This is a genomic window from Kribbella sp. NPDC056345, assembly GCF_042262745.1.
Classification (GTDB): Bacteria; Actinomycetota; Actinomycetes; order Propionibacteriales; family Kribbellaceae; genus Kribbella.
Map to the genome: position 1 here is coordinate 92,673 of NZ_JBHJQQ010000012.1, position 15,512 is coordinate 108,184.

The following is a 15,512-nucleotide window of genomic DNA, read 5'->3' on the forward strand; positions in this document are numbered from 1 at the left end:
TGGTTGCCCCGGTGCGTGGTGGCCGCAGCCGGTGGTTGCTGCGGCGGGTAGTTGCCGCAGCCGGTGGCTGCCGCGGTGGGTGGTTGCTGCGGTGGATGGTTGCCCCGGTGCGTGGTGGCCGCAGCCGGTGGTTGCTGCGGCGGGTAGTTGCCGCGGTGGGTGGTGACCGCGATGAGTGGTTGCCGCGGTGGGTGGTGGCCGCGGTGGGTGGTTGGCGTCGGCGGTGGCGAGTGACTGGTGGGGGTGGCCGCGGCTGCGGTTGCGAAGGAACACGGGGTGACGGTGTTCTCCACGACTCGCAAATCCGGACCGCGTTGGCGTGCTGAAACAACATGGGGTCGACCATCCGATCGTTGACGATGGCAACGTCGCGGCAAAGGTGCGGGAAATCCAGCCGGACGGCGTCCATGCGGCTCTCGAACTGGTTGGCACAAATGTTCTTCCGGACACGCTGAAAGCTGTCGCCGTGCATGGCACCGCGTGTTTCACCGGAATGCTCAGCGACAACTGGACGATCCCGGACTTCTACCCGATGGACTACCTTCCGAACGAGCAACGACCTCCCCGCGGAGGCGTTCCAGCGGTACGTCGATCTGGTGGCCGCCGGCAAACTGCCGATCCGGATCGACCGGGTCTTCACGATGGACGAGATTGGCGAGGCGCACCGGATCATGGCCGACGGCGGGGCGGTCGGGAAGTTGGTGGTGACGGTTTAGCCGGTTGCCTCCTGCAACTGCGTGGAGCGGCCGGCGGGACGGGCGAGGCCGTAGTGGTCGCGGAGGGTCGTGCCGGTGTATTCGGTGCGGAAGAGGCCGCGGCTCTGCAGGATCGGGATGACCTCGTCCACGAAGACCTTCAGTCCGGAGGGGAGCACCGGCGGCATGATGTTGAAGCCGTCGGCCGCTCCTGCCGCGAACCACTGCTCGATCGCGTCCGCCACCTGGTCCGGCGTACCGGTGAAGGTGCGGTGGCCGCGACCGCCGCCCAGGCGGCCGATCAACTCGCGGACGGTCAGTTTCTCGCGGCGGGCCAGCGTGACGATCAGTGTGTAGCGGCTCTTCGCGCCCTCGATCTCGTCCTCGTCCGGCAGCTCGTCCGGCAACTGCTGGTCGAGCGGCAGGGCTTCCGGAGCGATCCGCAGCGTCTTGGCCAGCTGTGCCCGCGCGTACTCAGGCTGGATCAGCTCATCGAGCTGCCGCTCCAATCGGGACGCCTCCTCCACGGTCGACCCGATCACCGGGACGATCCCGGGCAGGATCTTGATCGTCTCCGGATCCCGCCCCAAAGCCGCCGTACGGGCCTTCAGATCGCGGTAGAAGTCCTGCGCGTCCGCCAACGTCTGCTGGGCGGTGAACACGGCCTCGGCGTACCGCGCTGCCAGTCCCTTGCCGTCCTCCGACGACCCGGCCTGCACGATCAGCGGGTGTCCCTGCGGTGACCGCGGCAGGTTCAACGGGCCGCGGACCTGGAAGTGCCGGCCGACATGATCGATCGGTACGACGCGGTCGTTGACCGCCCAGACGCCGGCCTCCTTGTCGGCGATCGCGGCGTCGTCCTGCCACGAGTCCCACAGCTTGTACGCGACCTCGAGGAACTCCGCCGCCCGGTCGTACCGCTCCGCATGGGCAGGCTGATCGGCCAGGTTGAAGTTCTTCGCCGCGTCCGGACCCGCCGTGGTCACGACGTTCCAGCCGGCCCGCCCATGGCTGACGTGATCGACACTGGCGAACCGCCGCGCCAGGTTGAACGGATCGTTGTACGTCGTCGACGCGGTAGCGATCAGCCCGATCCGCGACGTGACCGCGGCGATCGCCGTCAGCAGCACGGTCGGTTCCAGCGAACCCGCCGGACGCCGGCCGACCTCGCCGAACAACGCCGGCGAATCCGCGAAGAACACCGAGTCGAACAATCCACGCTCGGCGATCCGCGCCAGCTCCAGGTAGTGCTCGATCGTCGTGTTCGCGAACGGATTGCTCTCCGGCAACCGCCACGACGCCTCATGATGCCCGGTACTCATCAGGAACGCGTTCAGATGCAACTGCTGACTCACAACGAAACCCCCAACGCATCAAGAAGCCGAGCCCGTACGGCGGCCGGCTCATCCACCACTTCTTCGGCAATCAGCCGCCCGTCCTCGAGCACGAGAATCCGATCGGCCAGAGCGACCGCCTCGTCGACGTCATGGGTCACGAGCAGGACGGCGGGCCGGTGCACCTCGCACAAGGTGCGCAGCAGGGCGTGCATCTTCAACCGCGTCAGCGCATCGAGCGCACCGAACGGTTCATCGGCCAGCAACAGTTCGGGCTCCCGCACCAGCGACCGTGCGAGCGCAACCCGCTGCTGCTCCCCACCCGACAACTCGTTCGGCCACGCCTTCTCCCGACCGGCCAGACCCACTTCGGCCAGACTCTGCCGGCCCCGCTCCTCGGCGCCGCGCAGTCCGAGGACGACGTTCTCCAATACCGTGGCCCAGGGCAACAATCGCGAATCCTGGAAAACGACCGACACGTTCTCGGGCACCACCAGCTCTCCCGACCCGGCGACCTCCGGGTCCAATCCGGCGAGTGCGCGCAACAGAGTGCTCTTGCCGGAGCCGCTTCGGCCCAGCAGGGCAACGAACTCACCGGCCGCGATCTCGAGATCGACACCATCCAGTACGGCTCGGCCGTCGTACCGGCGAACCAGATCGCGAGTTACGATGCCAGCGTACGGCGCCATGTCAGTGCCCTCCTCTGAATCAAGCGGACAACGCCGTCGGAGAGCAGCCCGAGTACGCCGTACAGGACCAGGCCGACGATGATGATGTCGGTCTGCCCGTAGGTGCGGGCCAGCTCCATCATGTAGCCGATACCGCTGGTGGCGTTGATCTGCTCGACCACCACCAGTGACAGCCACGCGCCGGTCACGGCGAACCGCAGACCGAGTAGGAACCCTGGCAACGCACCCGGCAGGACGACGCGGCGGATGAACTCGCGCTGTGACAACCCGACGGTCTGCGCGAGTTCGACGTACCGGCTGTCGATGGTGCGGAGGCCGTTGTGGGTGTGGATGTAGATCGGTACGAAGACGCCGAGCAGGATCGTCACGACCTTCATCGACTCCCCGATCCCCAGCCACAGAATCAGTAGCGGGAGCAGGGCGAGTGACGGGATCGCGCGCTTGATCTGGATCGGTCCGTCGAGAATCGCCTCGCCGAGCCGGGACAGTCCGGAGATCAGCGCGAGGACGACGCCGAGCACGATCCCGAGACCGAGTCCGACCAGGGCGCGCTGCGACGACGTCCACAGGTTCGACTGCAGGCGGCCGTCGGCGATCAGTTCACCGGCGGTCGTGACGACCGTCCACGGCGCCGACAGCACGCGCTGGTCGATCCAGCCGGTGGCCGAGCCGACGCTCCACACGGCGAGCAGCAGAACCGGTCCGATCGCGGCCCCGAACCTGATCGGCTTCCCCGGTCCGAGCCGGCGCCGCCGTACGACGGGAGCGGTCCGGGTGACGGTCCGCAGCCCGGGCAGTGTCGTGACGGTCATTTGCCCACCGCCTTGATCGCATCGGCCGCGACGGCCTGGAACCGCAGGTCGTAGAGGTCCTTGGCCTGGATCACCGGGTTCTTGGTCTCCGCGGCCAGCAGCTCGATCGTCTCCTGGTTCCGGGTGATCGCCTCGCTCCAGTCGGCCGTGATCTCCGGGCGCCCGGCGTTGTCGACCAGCCACTGACCGTCGGCCTCGGTGAGCCCCTGGTCCTTCACGTAGTACCCGGCGATCCATTCCTTCGGATGCTTGTCGATCCAGTCCTGCGCAACACCCCACGCGGCGACGTACGCGCGAATCGCGGCCGCCTTGGCGGGATCTTCCAGTGACTCGGTCGGCCCGTAGAGATGCCCGGCATCGTCCCGGATCCCGTGCTGGAGAGTCGTCGCGCCGTCCTTGCCGTACTTGGTCTGATACCGCTTGATCTGTACGCCGCCGATCGGCGCAACGTCAACTTGCTTACCTGCAAGGGCATTCACATAGACGTCACCCGTGCTCGGCAACTCGATCAGCTTCACGTCGTCCTTGGTGAGGCCTGCTTTCTTCAGCACCTTGAGGATCAGCGCGCCCTGCGCCTGCCCCGGACTGAACGCGATCGACTTGCCGCGCAGGTCGGCGAGCGTCTTCACGTTCACCCCTGGTGCGATGCCGAGCTCGTAGATCGGGTGGTTGATCGCGTCCTGGCGGAACTTCGAGGCGACGATCTTCACCTTCAGCCCGGTCCAGGTCGCGTGGATCGCCGGGATCTCCGCCACCGATCCGAGGTCGAGGGCGTGCGCCCGGAACGCCTCGGTGGTCTGCGGACCGCCGCTCAGGTTGGCGAACTCGACGTACTTGGACACCTTGTCGAGCTGACCCGACAGTTTGAACGCGACCTGGGTGGCCGGATCGCCGACGACGATCTTCGCGCCGTCCGGGACGGTCGTCGGCAGCGGTGCGTCCAGCGCGAGTTTCGCGCCACCGCCCGCCTGCGCCGCGCCGCCGCAGCCACTCACCACGAGCAGCGCGGCCAGAGCGAAGTACTTCAGAGACTTAGACATGGTGAACCCTCGGGGTGGCGGTGGCGTAACGGCCGTCGTGGTAGAGCAGCGGCTCGTGCTCACGGCGTTCGGTATGGGTGATCAGGCGGGCGACGACCAGGTAGTGGTCGCCGACGGCGAAGCGGTGTTCGACGTGCGCACGCAGGACGCTCGGCGCTTCGTCGAGCACGGGCTCCCCGGTGTGCAGGCGGGACCAGCGGGTCGGCGCCGCGAAGCGGTCGATACCGCTGGTGGCGAAGCGGCCGGCGATGGCCTGCTGGTCGTCGGACAGGAAGTTGATCGCGAGGGACTCGGCGCGACTGACGGTCGGCCAGCTGGACGCCTTGGTGTCGATCGCGAACGAGACCAGCGGCGGCAGCAGGCTCACCGAGACCAGTGAGGTGGCGGTGAAACCGACCGGGCCGTGCCCGGCGTCGGCGGTGATCACCACGACGCCGGCGGCGTGGCGACGGAAGACGTTCCGGTAGACGTCGGCGTCGACGACTCGCTCCTCGGAACGGTCCGGAACCAGCGAGAGGGCAGGGCGGTGCACAGCAGGGACAGACATGGGTCTCCCTCGAACAAGGGGGCACGCAGAAGAGATCGGGGTGATGGCGCAGGCAGAACCGGGGGTCACCGACAGGTGGCGCTCGCCGTCCGCAGCAGGTCGATGACGCGACGGCGGGTGAGCAAGGTCGTCGTCATGTCAGCAATCTTCGCATCAATGTCTACTGAAGAACTCGACAATCTCGCCATCCGGGACGGCCGTCCGAAATCGGGTCGCCCTCACACTCCGGGACGCTGCTGCGTTTAATGGGCATGGTGACTGTCGGACTCCCGCCGTTCCAGGCGCTCGTCGACGCGCACTGGCGGGACGTGGCCCGCCTGGCCCGCGCGCTGGCCGGGCCCGTGGACGGCGACGACGTGGCGCAACGCGCGTGGGAGAAGGCGTTCGCCGCCTATCCGGGGCTGACCTCGGCGAAGAACCTGCGCAGCTGGCTGCTCACCATCACGGCCCGGTGCGCGACCGACGTCCACCGGGCGCGCCGGCCGCAACGGCCGCTCGACGACGCACCGCCGATCGCGGTCGACGGCCCGGACGCCGCCGACTGGCCGGATCCCGACCTGTGGCAGGCGGTCAACGAGCTGCCCGAGCGGCAGCGGTACGCGATCACGCTCAAGTACGTCGGCGACCTGGACCACCACGGTGTGGCCGCCGCCCTGGACACCACCCCCGCAGCCTCGCGCCGACTCGTCAGCGACGCTCTCGCGAGCCTGCGCCGTACCCTCGGAGTTGACTCATGAACTCACTGGAGGACCGGCTCACCCGGTTCAGCACATCCGACCTCAAGCCACCTGTCCTGCCGGACGCCGACGTCGCCTACACCCTGCACGACACCCCGATCGGCACGCTGCTGCTGGCGGTCGCGCACGGCCGGGTGGTCGCGAGCTCGTTCGGCGACGAGCAGACGATGACCGAGCGGCTCGCCCGCGCCGTGTCACCCCGAGTACTCCGCCAGCCGCGGGCACTGGACGACGTACGGCGGGAACTGGACGAATACCTCACCGGGAAACGCCAGGAATTCACCGTCGAGGTCGATCTCGCGCTGGCGACGCCGTTCCAGCAATTGGTTCTCGCCGACCTTCGCGACCACACCAGCTACGGGCACACCAAGACTTACGGACAGCTCGCCGGGGAGATCGACCGGCCCAAGGCAGCGCGAGCCGTCGGTACGGCGCTCGGCGCGAATCCCGTGTGTGTCCTGCTGCCGTGCCACCGGGTGATCGGGGCGAGCGGCGCGCTCACCGGGTACGCGGGCGGCCTCGAGGCCAAGCGCTATCTGTTGAACCTTGAAAAGAAAAGAATCATTTCCCCGTAGCCACGGGAATGTCTTTACAGTTGAACCAATCAGGAGCAGGTCCCCAATGTGGAGTGGGGATCTGCTCCTATTCTTTCGGGGTCCGGCGTTTCAGGCGTGGATCTCGAGGATCAACCGGCGGCGGCCGCCCCACTCACGCTTGTAGACCTTGTAGTTGTCGATCCCCGCGGCGGTGCAGAGGCGGCCGTAGCTGATTTCGTCGTGGATGTAGTGCACGCTGCTCAGCCCGTCGGCGTGCTCGGTGGTGACGATCCGGTGTTCCGGTCCCTGCCGCATCCCCAGCGCGATCTCGCCGGCCGTGGCCGGTCCCCAGGACGGACCCTCGATGATCGCGATCCCGCCCGGCTTCAGCACCCGGGAGATCTCGCAGATCGTGGAGATCTGCTCGTCCTCGGCGAACAGTTCGTGGAACGCGGTCCACAGGCAGATCACCGCGTCGAAGGAATCCCATGCGTACGGCAGATCGGTCATCGAACCGATCGCCCAGTCGATCGCCAGCTCCTCCTCCGCGGCCCGGGCGCGGCCGGCCTCGACCAGGTTCGGTGAGATGTCGAGGGCGCGCACGGTCTTCCCGGCCCGCCGCAGCGGGAGCGAGATCCGGCCGTAGCCACAGCACAGATCGAGAACCGAGTCCCGGCCGTCCAGTAGTTCCTCGACGGCCTTGACGATGTCTGCGTCCCGCTCGGGCGAAGTCCGCGCGGCCAGACCGTCGACGCCGAGTTCGGCGTATTCGGCCCGGCTACGCAGTGCGGAGTTGAGCATGGGCGCAAGTATCCCGCGTGCCGCCGGTCAGTTGTCCACCGGTCCGCGGGTCACGATCCGGCCGCGACCGTTTCCTTACGCCCGATGCGGCCGAGAACCACGGCGGCGACCATCGAGACGATGATGCTGGTGTACGTCGCGCCGAGCCACCCCGGTACCGCGTTTCCGCCGAAGAGCTTGCCCTGGACATCGACCCAGAAATCCGACCAGCCGGCGACCGTGCCCGGGTTGACGAGCTGGTAGGCGACGAAGCCGATCAGCCACGCGACCGCGGGCTGCCAGCGGAACTTCGCCGTACTGGACACGTCCCAGTTCATCTTGCTCACCAGGAAGAAGTCGGCGATCGCGACCGCGAACAGCGGGATGAAGACGGAGCCGATCAGGTAGAGGAACTGGGTGTAGTTGCCCAGGTCAACCATCAGCGCGAGGCCGGTCGCGAGGACGCCGATCCCGATCGAGATCCAGCGCCGATCGACGTGACCGATCAGGTTGTGGGCAGCCATCGTGGTCGAGTAGACGTTCGCGTAGGCCTCGTCGACCTCGTCCACCAGCAGCACGAACAACGCGATCGCACCGGCCGGCAGGGTGACGAGCGCGGTGATCACGCCTTCGCTGTCGGTCTGCAGAGTCGCGACCGCGAACACGCCCAAGGCGTAGTACAGGATCGCGGCCAGGCCGTAGCCGAGCGACGAACCGGCGAAGGCGGCCTTGTTGCTGCGTGAGTGCCGGGTGTAGTCCGCGGCCAGCGGCGCGAAGGAGACGACACCCGCGGCAGCCAGATCGACACCGGGCCAGAAGCCGAACACGCCGTCCTGCGGCAGCGCCTGCACCGGCTTGCTGAGCACCTGGACGAAAAGGTAGACCGAGGCAATCAATACCAGCCAGACCATGAACTTCCGCAGGACCTTCACGCTGCCCAGCGGCCGGACGGCCATCGTGGTGGCGATGATGCCGGCCAGTACGACGAACAACCAGCGCCAGCGCTCACTCGTCACCGCGACCGCGGCCTGCGAGATCACGATGATCTCCATCGTCGCCCAACCGATGTTCTGCGCGATGTTCAGCACGGTCGGCGCCATCGACCCGCGGCGGCCGAAGATGCCGCGCAGACAGGCCATGGCCGGCGCACCGGTATGCGAGCCGAAGACGGCCGCGCCACCGAGGACGAGCGCGCCGATCCCGCAGCCGACGACCACCGCGAGCAGGCCTTGCCACAACGACCCCGTGTACGCCGCGACCAGCGCACCGGTCACCGGGCCGAACAACGAGATGCCGAGGTTGCCCCACAGCGTGAACTGGTCGAAGAACCCGAGCGTCCTGGGCGCATCCGTGGTGAGGACGAGCGGAGCTTCGTTGTTGGCAGGACGAATTGCAGTGTCTGTCATCGCTTATCCCTACGCCGGCATTACCCGGTCAGGTTCAGGCGGTCGGCGACCCGGATGGTCTAGTCGCCCTCTCAGCCCGCATGTCGGTGCGAGCTCCCGCAGAGGTTTGCTACCGCGTCAACGATAACGCTTCAATCGGTGGGCCGCTCGGCGGCTGCTCGATGGATGAGCGCGGCCACCTCCGGGCCGTTGGTCAGCACCGGCATGTGTGACCCGGTGGACAGCGTCCGTGACTCACCGTGGCTCAGCCCGGCGAGGCGGTCGGCCCAGTCGGCTGATGACAGATGGTCATGGCGGCAGCGGATGATCACGACCGGCGCCTGGACTCTGGTGATCACACCGGCCAGGTCGTGCCGGCGGCAGGCGGCAGCCGCTCGGGCGATCGTAGAGAACGTCGTACGGGCGTATTGCGGTGCCAGGACCGGGATCAGCCGCGGGGACTCCGGTGCTGCCGATTCCAGCCATCGCATCCCCAGGTCGAGCCAGCTCGCGGACTTCACGTCACCGCTCGGCGCGATCAGGACCAGCGCGTGCACCAGCTCTGGGTGGGCGGCCGCCAGCTCCACCACGATCTGAGCGCCGGCCGAGTGCCCGACGAGGACCGAGCGCTCCCGGACCTTCTGCTCCAGGCGTGCGGCGAGGGCCTCCGGGTGCAGGTCATCGCGGTGGTCAGCAGGTTCGCCGTATCCGGGAAGTGTGACGACTCGGTACGGCATCGAGAGGTGCTCGACTGTCGGTGCGTACGACTCCGGCCCGAGGCCGAGGCCCGGGACCAGGACTACGGGTGCGCTCACTCCCAGGGCGGTCGGCCGGGTGCGGCCCGAACCACGGTGTCGAGGTCCGGCTTGAGCTCGCGGTAGCCGAGGAACAGCCCGGCCGCGAGGATGAGCAGACCGAACCCACCCCACGCGTACGCCGTCGGCAGCCGCTCCAGCGTGGCGTCGACAGCTCCGAGGCCGGTCGACAGCACCATCCCCACCCAAATGAACAGGGGGACCAGCGAGGCGACGACCAGCACACCGCCGACGATCTCGATAGCCTCCGGCTGGCGGGCGGCCTTGCGGCGAGCCAGCACGTCTCTCGCCCACAGCACGATCGCCGCAGCGCCGACCAGAAGGATCAGGAGCTGGCCGAGCGCGTCAATCACGTCGGTCCGCAGCGGGTGGTTCAGCGGTGACCCCGGTGCCTGGGTGATCTCCCGGATCGAGACCCGCTGGACCGACACCACCATCAGCCCGTAGATCGCCGCGATCAGCGTGGCCAGCAGCAGCACCTTGGCCGCCCGCGGATCACGGCCCTCGAACGGCTCCTTACGCCCGTACGTCGGGAACGCCTCGGGATGCGGATCCACCGGAGCGCCGTACGGGTGCCCTGGTCGGTAGCTCGGGGGCTGCGTGGGGTCGGTGGGCGGACCGCCGTACTGACCCGGTTGGGAACCGTAGGGCTGCGCAGGCGCATAGGGAACGGGCGGCAGTGGCTGACCACCGCCGGCGTACGTGCCACCGCCGTACGGGGTGGGCGGAGCGAAGTGCTGCTCCTCGGCCGGCTGCTCGCTCTCCGGCTCACGTCCGTACGTCGGGAAGTCCTGTGACGACATCGCTGCTCCCTCCCTGGGGACTCAGCTTCTCACGGGACGTGGTCAGGTGGCCTTGATCGTCGGCCACGCGTTCGGCCGGCAGCCACCGAGTCCCTTGGTCTGCTGCATCATCACCGGCGCCGGTGACTTCGGCTGCGCACAGGTCGAGTGCCCGTGCCCGAGCGCGTGCCCGACCTCGTGGTTGACCAGGTAGTTGCGGTAGAGCGCGACATCCCCGCCGTACGCCGGAACTGCGTACATCCACCGTTTGGCGTTCAGCACGACCCGGTCCTCGACCCGGCACGACACCTCACCACCGGTGTCGAGCGGCAGACACAGCTTGTCGGTCAGCGTCGGCGTCGCCACGATGATCCGCAGATCCACGTCGGCGGCGTCGGTCCGCTCGAAGCTCACCGGATGCACCGCCTGCCACCCGCGCGGATCTGTCAGCGTCTTGTGAATACTCGCCGCCACCGCAACCGGGTTCACCGACAACCCCTGCTCGATCTCCACCCGGTACGTCAGCTTGTCCCGCACCCCGCTGGCCTTGTCCGACCCCGGCACGACACTCAGCTTCCCACTCGACACCGTCACATTCGGCTTGGCGCCCTTCGGCTGCCGAGTCAACGTAGGTGCCGGCCGCAACGGCGTCGTCAGATGCACCGACGGAGTAGGAGTGGTCACCACCACCGGAGTCGGCACAACCACCACCGGCTCCTGCGCAACCGGAGTCTCTGCCCCGGCAACAACCTCAGCAGCCAGACTCCGCCGCCCGGTCACATCCGGATGCACCACCATCACAGTCCCCAGCACCGCCAACGCCGTCACCGAGAACCACTGCATCCGATGAGACTTCCGCCGGCTGTGCCGCCCACGCGCAGACATCCCAGCACGCTGGCCAGTCCGCCGGGTGGTCATGCCGATTCACCCTACAGACTCCCACCCTCTGCACAAAAGGGCAGCCTGGAGAGTCAGGCGGTGCGGGTGCGGAGGAACTTGCCGAAGTGGGGGACGGTGAAGGCTACGGTGCCTCGTTCGGCGGAGAAGACGAGGCCTTTTTTGATGAGGCCGTCCCGGGCTGGGGAGAGGGACTGGGGTTTGCGGTTGAGGGTGGTGGCTACTTCGGCGGTGGGGACCGAGCCGTCGTCGGCGGCTATGCCCAGCTCTGCCATGGCGCGCATGTACTCGCGTTCGGCGGGGGTGGCGCGTTCGTAGCGGGAGCCGAAGAAGCCGACGGTGAGTTCGGCGGAGGCTTCGGGGGCGGCGACGGCTACGTCTTTGATGGTGATGGGTGAGGTGGGGGCGTGGTCCCAGGTGGCGTGGGCGAAGGCCTGGACGAAGTACGGGTAGCCGTCGGTCTGGGCGTAGAGCTCGTCCAGGGCCTCGGCGTCGTACTCCACGCCTTCGCTCTCGGCGGGGATCATCAGGGCACGGTCGCAGGCTTCGCGGGCGAGACGGTCGACGCGGACGTAGCGGAAGAGTCGCTCGGAGTAGGACTTGCTGGCGGACAGTACGGCGGGCAGGTGCGGCAGGCCGGCGCCGACCACGACCATGGGTGCGCTCTGCTGGGAGATCTCGTGGCAGGCGGCGCACAGCGCGGACAGGTCGTCGGCACTGATGTCCTGCATCTCGTCGATGAACAGCCCGACCCCGACAGACAGGTCGCCGGCCAGATCGGCCGCATCGGTGAACAGCTCGATCAGGTCCATCTCCAGGTCACCGGAGTCCGCCCGGCCCTTCGCCGCCGCCACATCCACCGGCGGGTGCCAGCGGATGCCCTTGCGGTCGTGCACGTCGGTCCGCAGCGCGAAAGCCTTCAGTACGGCGCTGAACTGGTCGACCCGCTCGTCGTCCCGGTGCCGGTGCCCCAGCTCCCGCATCGCCGTGTGCAGCGCCTGCGCCACAGGCAGCCGGATGCTCTGATCCGGCCGAGCCTCGATCTTCCCCGTACCCCAGGCCCGCTTGATGGCCTGACTGCGCAACGTGTTGAGCAGCACCGTCTTACCGACCCCACGAAGTCCGCTCAGCACCAGACTCCGCTCCGGCCTGCCTGCCGCGACCCGCTCGAGCACCACCTCGAACTGCCGCACCTCGGTGTCGCGTCCGGCCAGCTCAGGCGGCCGCTGACCGGCGCCGGGCGCATAGGGATTCCGGATCGGATCCATGCTGTCACTGTATGCGGCCGTCTAGCGTTTTCCGTAGATTGACCAATCAACAAGCAGAGCGTGTCGCGACCACTCTCTACAGCTTTCTACCCTCAACACTAGATTCCCCTAGAAGCACCTAGCCACGATGTCGAACCGATGCCAGTGCTTCGGCCCGCTCATCGCCTTTCCGTCCAGCTCCACCGACTCCAGCTCAAGCACGCTCCACCCAGCCAGCAGCTCCCGCACCTCAGCCTCGGTATGAACAGTCAGCTCCGGCTGCCCCGCCCAGGAGTCCCGCTCCCCGAGCAACTGCCCGGCGAAGATCCCACCCGGCCGCACCGCCCGCGTCACGACGGCCCACACCTCGGTGAACCGCTCAGGAGGCGCAAAGAACAGACTGAAGCCGGCATGTACATAGTCAGCCGCGGGCGGTCGAGCCTCCCAGAGCTCACTCTGTTCCAGCGTCAGCCCGGACAGTCCGTCGGTGCGGCGAGCTACCTCCGTCAGGGCTGCCTCGCTGGAGTCCACGGCATGCACTTGCCAGCCGCGCTGCAGTAGGTCGAGCACCTCGTTGCCCGCTCCGCATCCGAGGTCCACTGCGGTCCCCGGACCTGCCGCCAGCTCGACAGTCCGCAGGTAGAAGGGGCTCGGCGGCGCCCCGGTGGTGAAGGCGACGTAGGGCATCCAGTCGCTGAAGTCGGGCATTGGGAGAGTTTCGCAGGTGCCGGTGGTGCGCTGGGACCACTATGGTGCGGGCATGGTTGGGCGGGTGGAGTGGGCTGAGCAGGCCGCGGCGTTGTATGAGCGGGTGCACCAGCAGTACGTCGGGGGTGCGCGGAAGCTGGAGTCGCTGATCAATGAGCTGATCGGTGAGGAAGAGGGCATCAACTACCTGACCGCTACTGCTCGGGCCAAGGATCCGGAGTCGTTTCTGGTGAAGGCGGCCAAGGCGCATCCGGATGATCCGAACCGGCCGAAGTACGACGATCCGTTGGGGCAGATCACCGACCTGGTCGCGGCTCGGGTGATCACGTTCCTGGTGGAGGCGGTGGATCGGGTGTGTGAGGTGATCGAGGAGGAGTTCGAAGTCGTCGAGCACACCGACATGGGGGCGCACACCCGCGCGCAGGGGGTGTTCGGCTATGCCAGCAAGCACTTTCTGGTCCGGCTGAACGCGCATCGGCGCGAGCAGCCGGAGTACGCCGTACTGAAGAACCTGACGATGGAGATCCAGGTCCGGACCGCGGTTCAGCACGCGTGGGCCGAGTTCGAGCACGACATCCGGTACAAGCTGGACATCCCGCCGGAGCGCAAGCCGGAGTTCGACCGGCGGTTCCTGCTGGCGGCTGCGTTGATGGAGCTGGCCGACAACGAGTTCACCGAGATCGACCGGCTCTACCGTGAGCTGGCGGCCGCTGCGCCCGAGAAGACGCCGCGGGACCTCACCACGTCGAGCCTGACGACGTACCTGACCCGTCGCTACCCGGACGCGCCGCATGCCAAGACCAACCACTACGCGTGGATCCTGAGCGTCCTGGCCCGCCTCGGCGTCACCACCGAGGAGGAGCTCACCGATCTACTCGCCGGCATCGACAGCCTCGCCGTACAGGTCGCGATGAACCACCGCGCCCCGGCCGGCACCGTACGGCGCTTGGACGACGACCTGCTCGCCGCCCGCGGGTCGGCGTACCTAGATCTGTTCCCGAACGAGGAGCGGCGGCAGAACATCCTGCGGGGTCGGCTGAAGGCGCTCCGCCGGGCTGGGATCACGGAAGCCTGAGTGCCTCGGCAGTACGGCGGGCCCAGGCACCTGTGGTGATCAGTCCGAGTGTGAGCACCAGCAGGCCGCAGCCGACGATCAGGTACCAGTACAGGCGAGCGGCCGAGACGAACCCGCTCTCCAGCGGTCCGACGAGTCGCGCCGACAGAACTGTGCCTGCGATCGCCACGCCGAGCGACGCACCGACCTGACGACTGGTAGACGCAACAGCGGCCGCAACCCCAGCCTGTGCACGTGGCATGCCAGACACGGCCGCGTTCGTGATGGGTGCGTTCAGCATGCCGAAACCGATCCCGAAGACCAGATAGCCGACCGCCAGCACCACCACTGTCGTAGAACCAGTTAGCCGGGACAGGATCAGACCGGATGCGCCCAGCATCGTCCCCGCCACCACCAGCGGCAGCCGCGGCCCGCGGTGCCCGACCAGCCAGCCAGAGATCGGTGCGAAGACCACAGTCATCGCAGCCATCGGCAGCGTCAGCAACCCGGCATGCAGAGCGGAGTACCCACGCACCGACTGCAGATATAGCGAGTTGAGGAACAGAAACCCGGAGAGCGCGGCAAAACCGGCCACTGCGATCAGTGTGGCTCCGGAGAACGGCGCACTGCGGAAGAACCGTGGCTCCAGCAGCGGTTGCTCTCTGCGCTGCTCATAGAGCACCAGCGTCACCAGAGCGACCACCGTCAGCCCGAAACACCCCAGGATCAGCGGTGAGGTCCACCCGGCCTCACGGCCCTCGATGATCCCGTAGACCAACCCGCCCAGCAGCAGCACGACCAGCACCTGTCCCACCGGATCGATCCGCCGCGGTACCAGCGACCGCGACTCCGGCACGAACAGTGCAGCCAGTACGACGGCCAGTAGCGTCACCGGCACGTTGATCCAGAAGATGAACCGCCACCCGACGCTGTCGACCAGTGCACCACCCACCACCGGCCCGACCGCCATGCTGAGTCCGACGACACCGCCCCAGACACCGATCGCCTGCGCCCGCTCGCGCGGATCGGTGAAGGTGTTGGTGATGATCGACATCGCCACCGGGTTCAGCATCGAGCCACCGATCGCCTGCAGCATCCGGAACACGATCAGCAGCTCGACCGTCGGCGCGAAGCCACACAGCAACGACCCGACACCGAACACCACCAGCCCGGCCTGGAACGTCCGCCGCCGGCCAACCCGGTCCGCCGTCGACCCAGCCACCATCAGCAGACTCGCCAGCACCAGCGTGTAGGCGTCGATCGTCCACTGCAGCTCGGTCACCGACGCACCCAGCTCGGCCCGGATCGCGGGCAGCGCCAGATTCACGATCGTCGAGTCGAGACCGACGACGAACAGACTGGAACAGCAGATCGCCAATACCAGTAGCCGCCGCCTGCGACTCAGCCCTTCATCCATTGCTCCCGAATCTACTCCGGGTCGCCGACAAGGGGTG

18 protein-coding genes and 1 riboswitch are annotated in these 15,512 nt (G+C 67.6%); of the genes, 4 read left to right on the plus strand and 14 right to left on the minus strand.

What is annotated here, in order from left to right; translation table 11 throughout:
- A partial coding sequence (locus tag ACFCV3_RS33425) for a hypothetical protein (RefSeq protein ID WP_376036917.1) occupies window positions 1-293 on the minus strand: 293 nt, incomplete at its 3' end.
- A gap of 177 nt (window positions 294-470) precedes the next feature.
- Between ACFCV3_RS33425 and ACFCV3_RS33430 the strand changes: the two genes are divergently transcribed.
- Window positions 471-716, plus strand: a complete 246-nt coding sequence (locus ACFCV3_RS33430) for a zinc-binding dehydrogenase (RefSeq protein WP_376036920.1) — start codon at window positions 471-473, stop codon at window positions 714-716.
- Here the strand turns inward: ACFCV3_RS33430 and ACFCV3_RS33435 are convergent.
- Genes ACFCV3_RS33435 through ACFCV3_RS33455 form a run of 5 tightly spaced genes read right to left on the minus strand, consistent with a single transcriptional unit; the run spans window position 713 to window position 5,117 of the window.
- The gene (locus ACFCV3_RS33435; RefSeq protein WP_376036922.1) at window positions 713-2,050 is read right to left on the minus strand and encodes an LLM class flavin-dependent oxidoreductase; all 1,338 of its coding nucleotides are present in this window, start codon (window positions 2,048-2,050) and stop codon (window positions 713-715) included. The genes ACFCV3_RS33430 and ACFCV3_RS33435 overlap by 4 nt on opposite strands.
- Window positions 2,047-2,718, minus strand: a complete 672-nt coding sequence (locus tag ACFCV3_RS33440; protein ID WP_376036924.1) for an ABC transporter ATP-binding protein — start codon at window positions 2,716-2,718, stop codon at window positions 2,047-2,049. Before ACFCV3_RS33440 ends, ACFCV3_RS33435 begins: the two co-directional genes overlap by 4 nt.
- Window positions 2,694-3,530 carry an ABC transporter permease gene (locus ACFCV3_RS33445; RefSeq protein ID WP_376036927.1) on the minus strand — a complete coding sequence of 279 codons (837 nt, stop codon included), beginning with the start codon at window positions 3,528-3,530 and terminating at the stop codon, window positions 2,694-2,696. Before ACFCV3_RS33445 ends, ACFCV3_RS33440 begins: the two co-directional genes overlap by 25 nt.
- A complete protein-coding gene (locus tag ACFCV3_RS33450; RefSeq protein WP_376036929.1) occupies window positions 3,527-4,570 on the minus strand; it encodes an ABC transporter substrate-binding protein in 1,044 nt (347 codons plus the stop codon). The genes ACFCV3_RS33445 and ACFCV3_RS33450 overlap by 4 nt, the downstream gene beginning before the upstream one ends.
- Window positions 4,563-5,117: a flavin reductase family protein gene (locus ACFCV3_RS33455; RefSeq protein WP_376036931.1), complete on the minus strand. Its 555-nt coding sequence runs from the start codon at window positions 5,115-5,117 to the stop codon at window positions 4,563-4,565. The genes ACFCV3_RS33450 and ACFCV3_RS33455 overlap by 8 nt, the downstream gene beginning before the upstream one ends.
- Window positions 5,118-5,371: 254 nt before the next feature.
- Between ACFCV3_RS33455 and ACFCV3_RS33460 the strand changes: the two genes are divergently transcribed.
- Both ACFCV3_RS33460 and ACFCV3_RS33465 read left to right on the plus strand, forming a co-directional pair.
- Window positions 5,372-5,854 (plus strand): RNA polymerase sigma factor, encoded by a 483-nt coding sequence (locus tag ACFCV3_RS33460; RefSeq protein ID WP_376036933.1) that lies wholly within the window; start codon window positions 5,372-5,374, stop codon window positions 5,852-5,854.
- Window positions 5,851-6,429, plus strand: a complete 579-nt coding sequence (locus tag ACFCV3_RS33465; protein ID WP_376036935.1) for a methylated-DNA--[protein]-cysteine S-methyltransferase — start codon at window positions 5,851-5,853, stop codon at window positions 6,427-6,429. Before ACFCV3_RS33460 ends, ACFCV3_RS33465 begins: the two co-directional genes overlap by 4 nt.
- A 90-nt stretch (window positions 6,430-6,519) precedes the next feature.
- Here ACFCV3_RS33465 and ACFCV3_RS33470 read toward each other — a convergent pair whose 3' ends face one another.
- The 7 genes from ACFCV3_RS33470 to ACFCV3_RS33500 form a co-directional block, all read right to left on the minus strand.
- Window positions 6,520-7,191: a class I SAM-dependent methyltransferase gene (locus ACFCV3_RS33470; RefSeq protein ID WP_376036937.1), complete on the minus strand. Its 672-nt coding sequence runs from the start codon at window positions 7,189-7,191 to the stop codon at window positions 6,520-6,522.
- A gap of 50 nt (window positions 7,192-7,241) precedes the next feature.
- Complete coding sequence (locus ACFCV3_RS33475) at window positions 7,242-8,576, minus strand: purine-cytosine permease family protein (RefSeq protein ID WP_376036939.1); 1,335 nt, start codon at window positions 8,574-8,576, stop codon at window positions 7,242-7,244.
- A riboswitch (TPP riboswitch) is annotated at window positions 8,564-8,686 on the minus strand. Its footprint overlaps the gene before it by 13 nt.
- A gap of 21 nt (window positions 8,687-8,707) precedes the next feature.
- The gene (locus ACFCV3_RS33480) at window positions 8,708-9,370 is read right to left on the minus strand and encodes an alpha/beta fold hydrolase (protein ID WP_376036941.1); all 663 of its coding nucleotides are present in this window, start codon (window positions 9,368-9,370) and stop codon (window positions 8,708-8,710) included.
- Window positions 9,367-10,173: a hypothetical protein gene (locus ACFCV3_RS33485; RefSeq protein WP_376036943.1), complete on the minus strand. Its 807-nt coding sequence runs from the start codon at window positions 10,171-10,173 to the stop codon at window positions 9,367-9,369. Before ACFCV3_RS33485 ends, ACFCV3_RS33480 begins: the two co-directional genes overlap by 4 nt.
- A gap of 42 nt (window positions 10,174-10,215) precedes the next feature.
- Entirely contained in the window at window positions 10,216-10,995 is a 780-nt protein-coding gene (locus ACFCV3_RS33490; protein WP_376036944.1) for a DUF3152 domain-containing protein, read from the minus strand.
- 128 nt (window positions 10,996-11,123) lie between these two features.
- Window positions 11,124-12,317, minus strand: coding sequence for an ATP-binding protein (locus ACFCV3_RS33495; protein WP_376036947.1), 1,194 nt, complete (start codon window positions 12,315-12,317; stop codon window positions 11,124-11,126).
- Between the two features lie 108 nt (window positions 12,318-12,425).
- Window positions 12,426-13,004: a class I SAM-dependent methyltransferase gene (locus ACFCV3_RS33500; RefSeq protein WP_376036949.1), complete on the minus strand. Its 579-nt coding sequence runs from the start codon at window positions 13,002-13,004 to the stop codon at window positions 12,426-12,428.
- Between the two features lie 52 nt (window positions 13,005-13,056).
- Between ACFCV3_RS33500 and ACFCV3_RS33505 the strand changes: the two genes are divergently transcribed.
- Complete coding sequence (locus tag ACFCV3_RS33505) at window positions 13,057-14,079, plus strand: GTP pyrophosphokinase family protein (RefSeq protein ID WP_376036951.1); 1,023 nt, start codon at window positions 13,057-13,059, stop codon at window positions 14,077-14,079.
- On the opposite strand, the gene ACFCV3_RS33510 is transcribed toward ACFCV3_RS33505, so the two are convergent.
- Window positions 14,066-15,475: an MFS transporter gene (locus ACFCV3_RS33510; RefSeq protein ID WP_376036953.1), complete on the minus strand. Its 1,410-nt coding sequence runs from the start codon at window positions 15,473-15,475 to the stop codon at window positions 14,066-14,068. The genes ACFCV3_RS33505 and ACFCV3_RS33510 overlap by 14 nt on opposite strands.
- Window positions 15,476-15,512 lie beyond the last annotated feature (37 nt).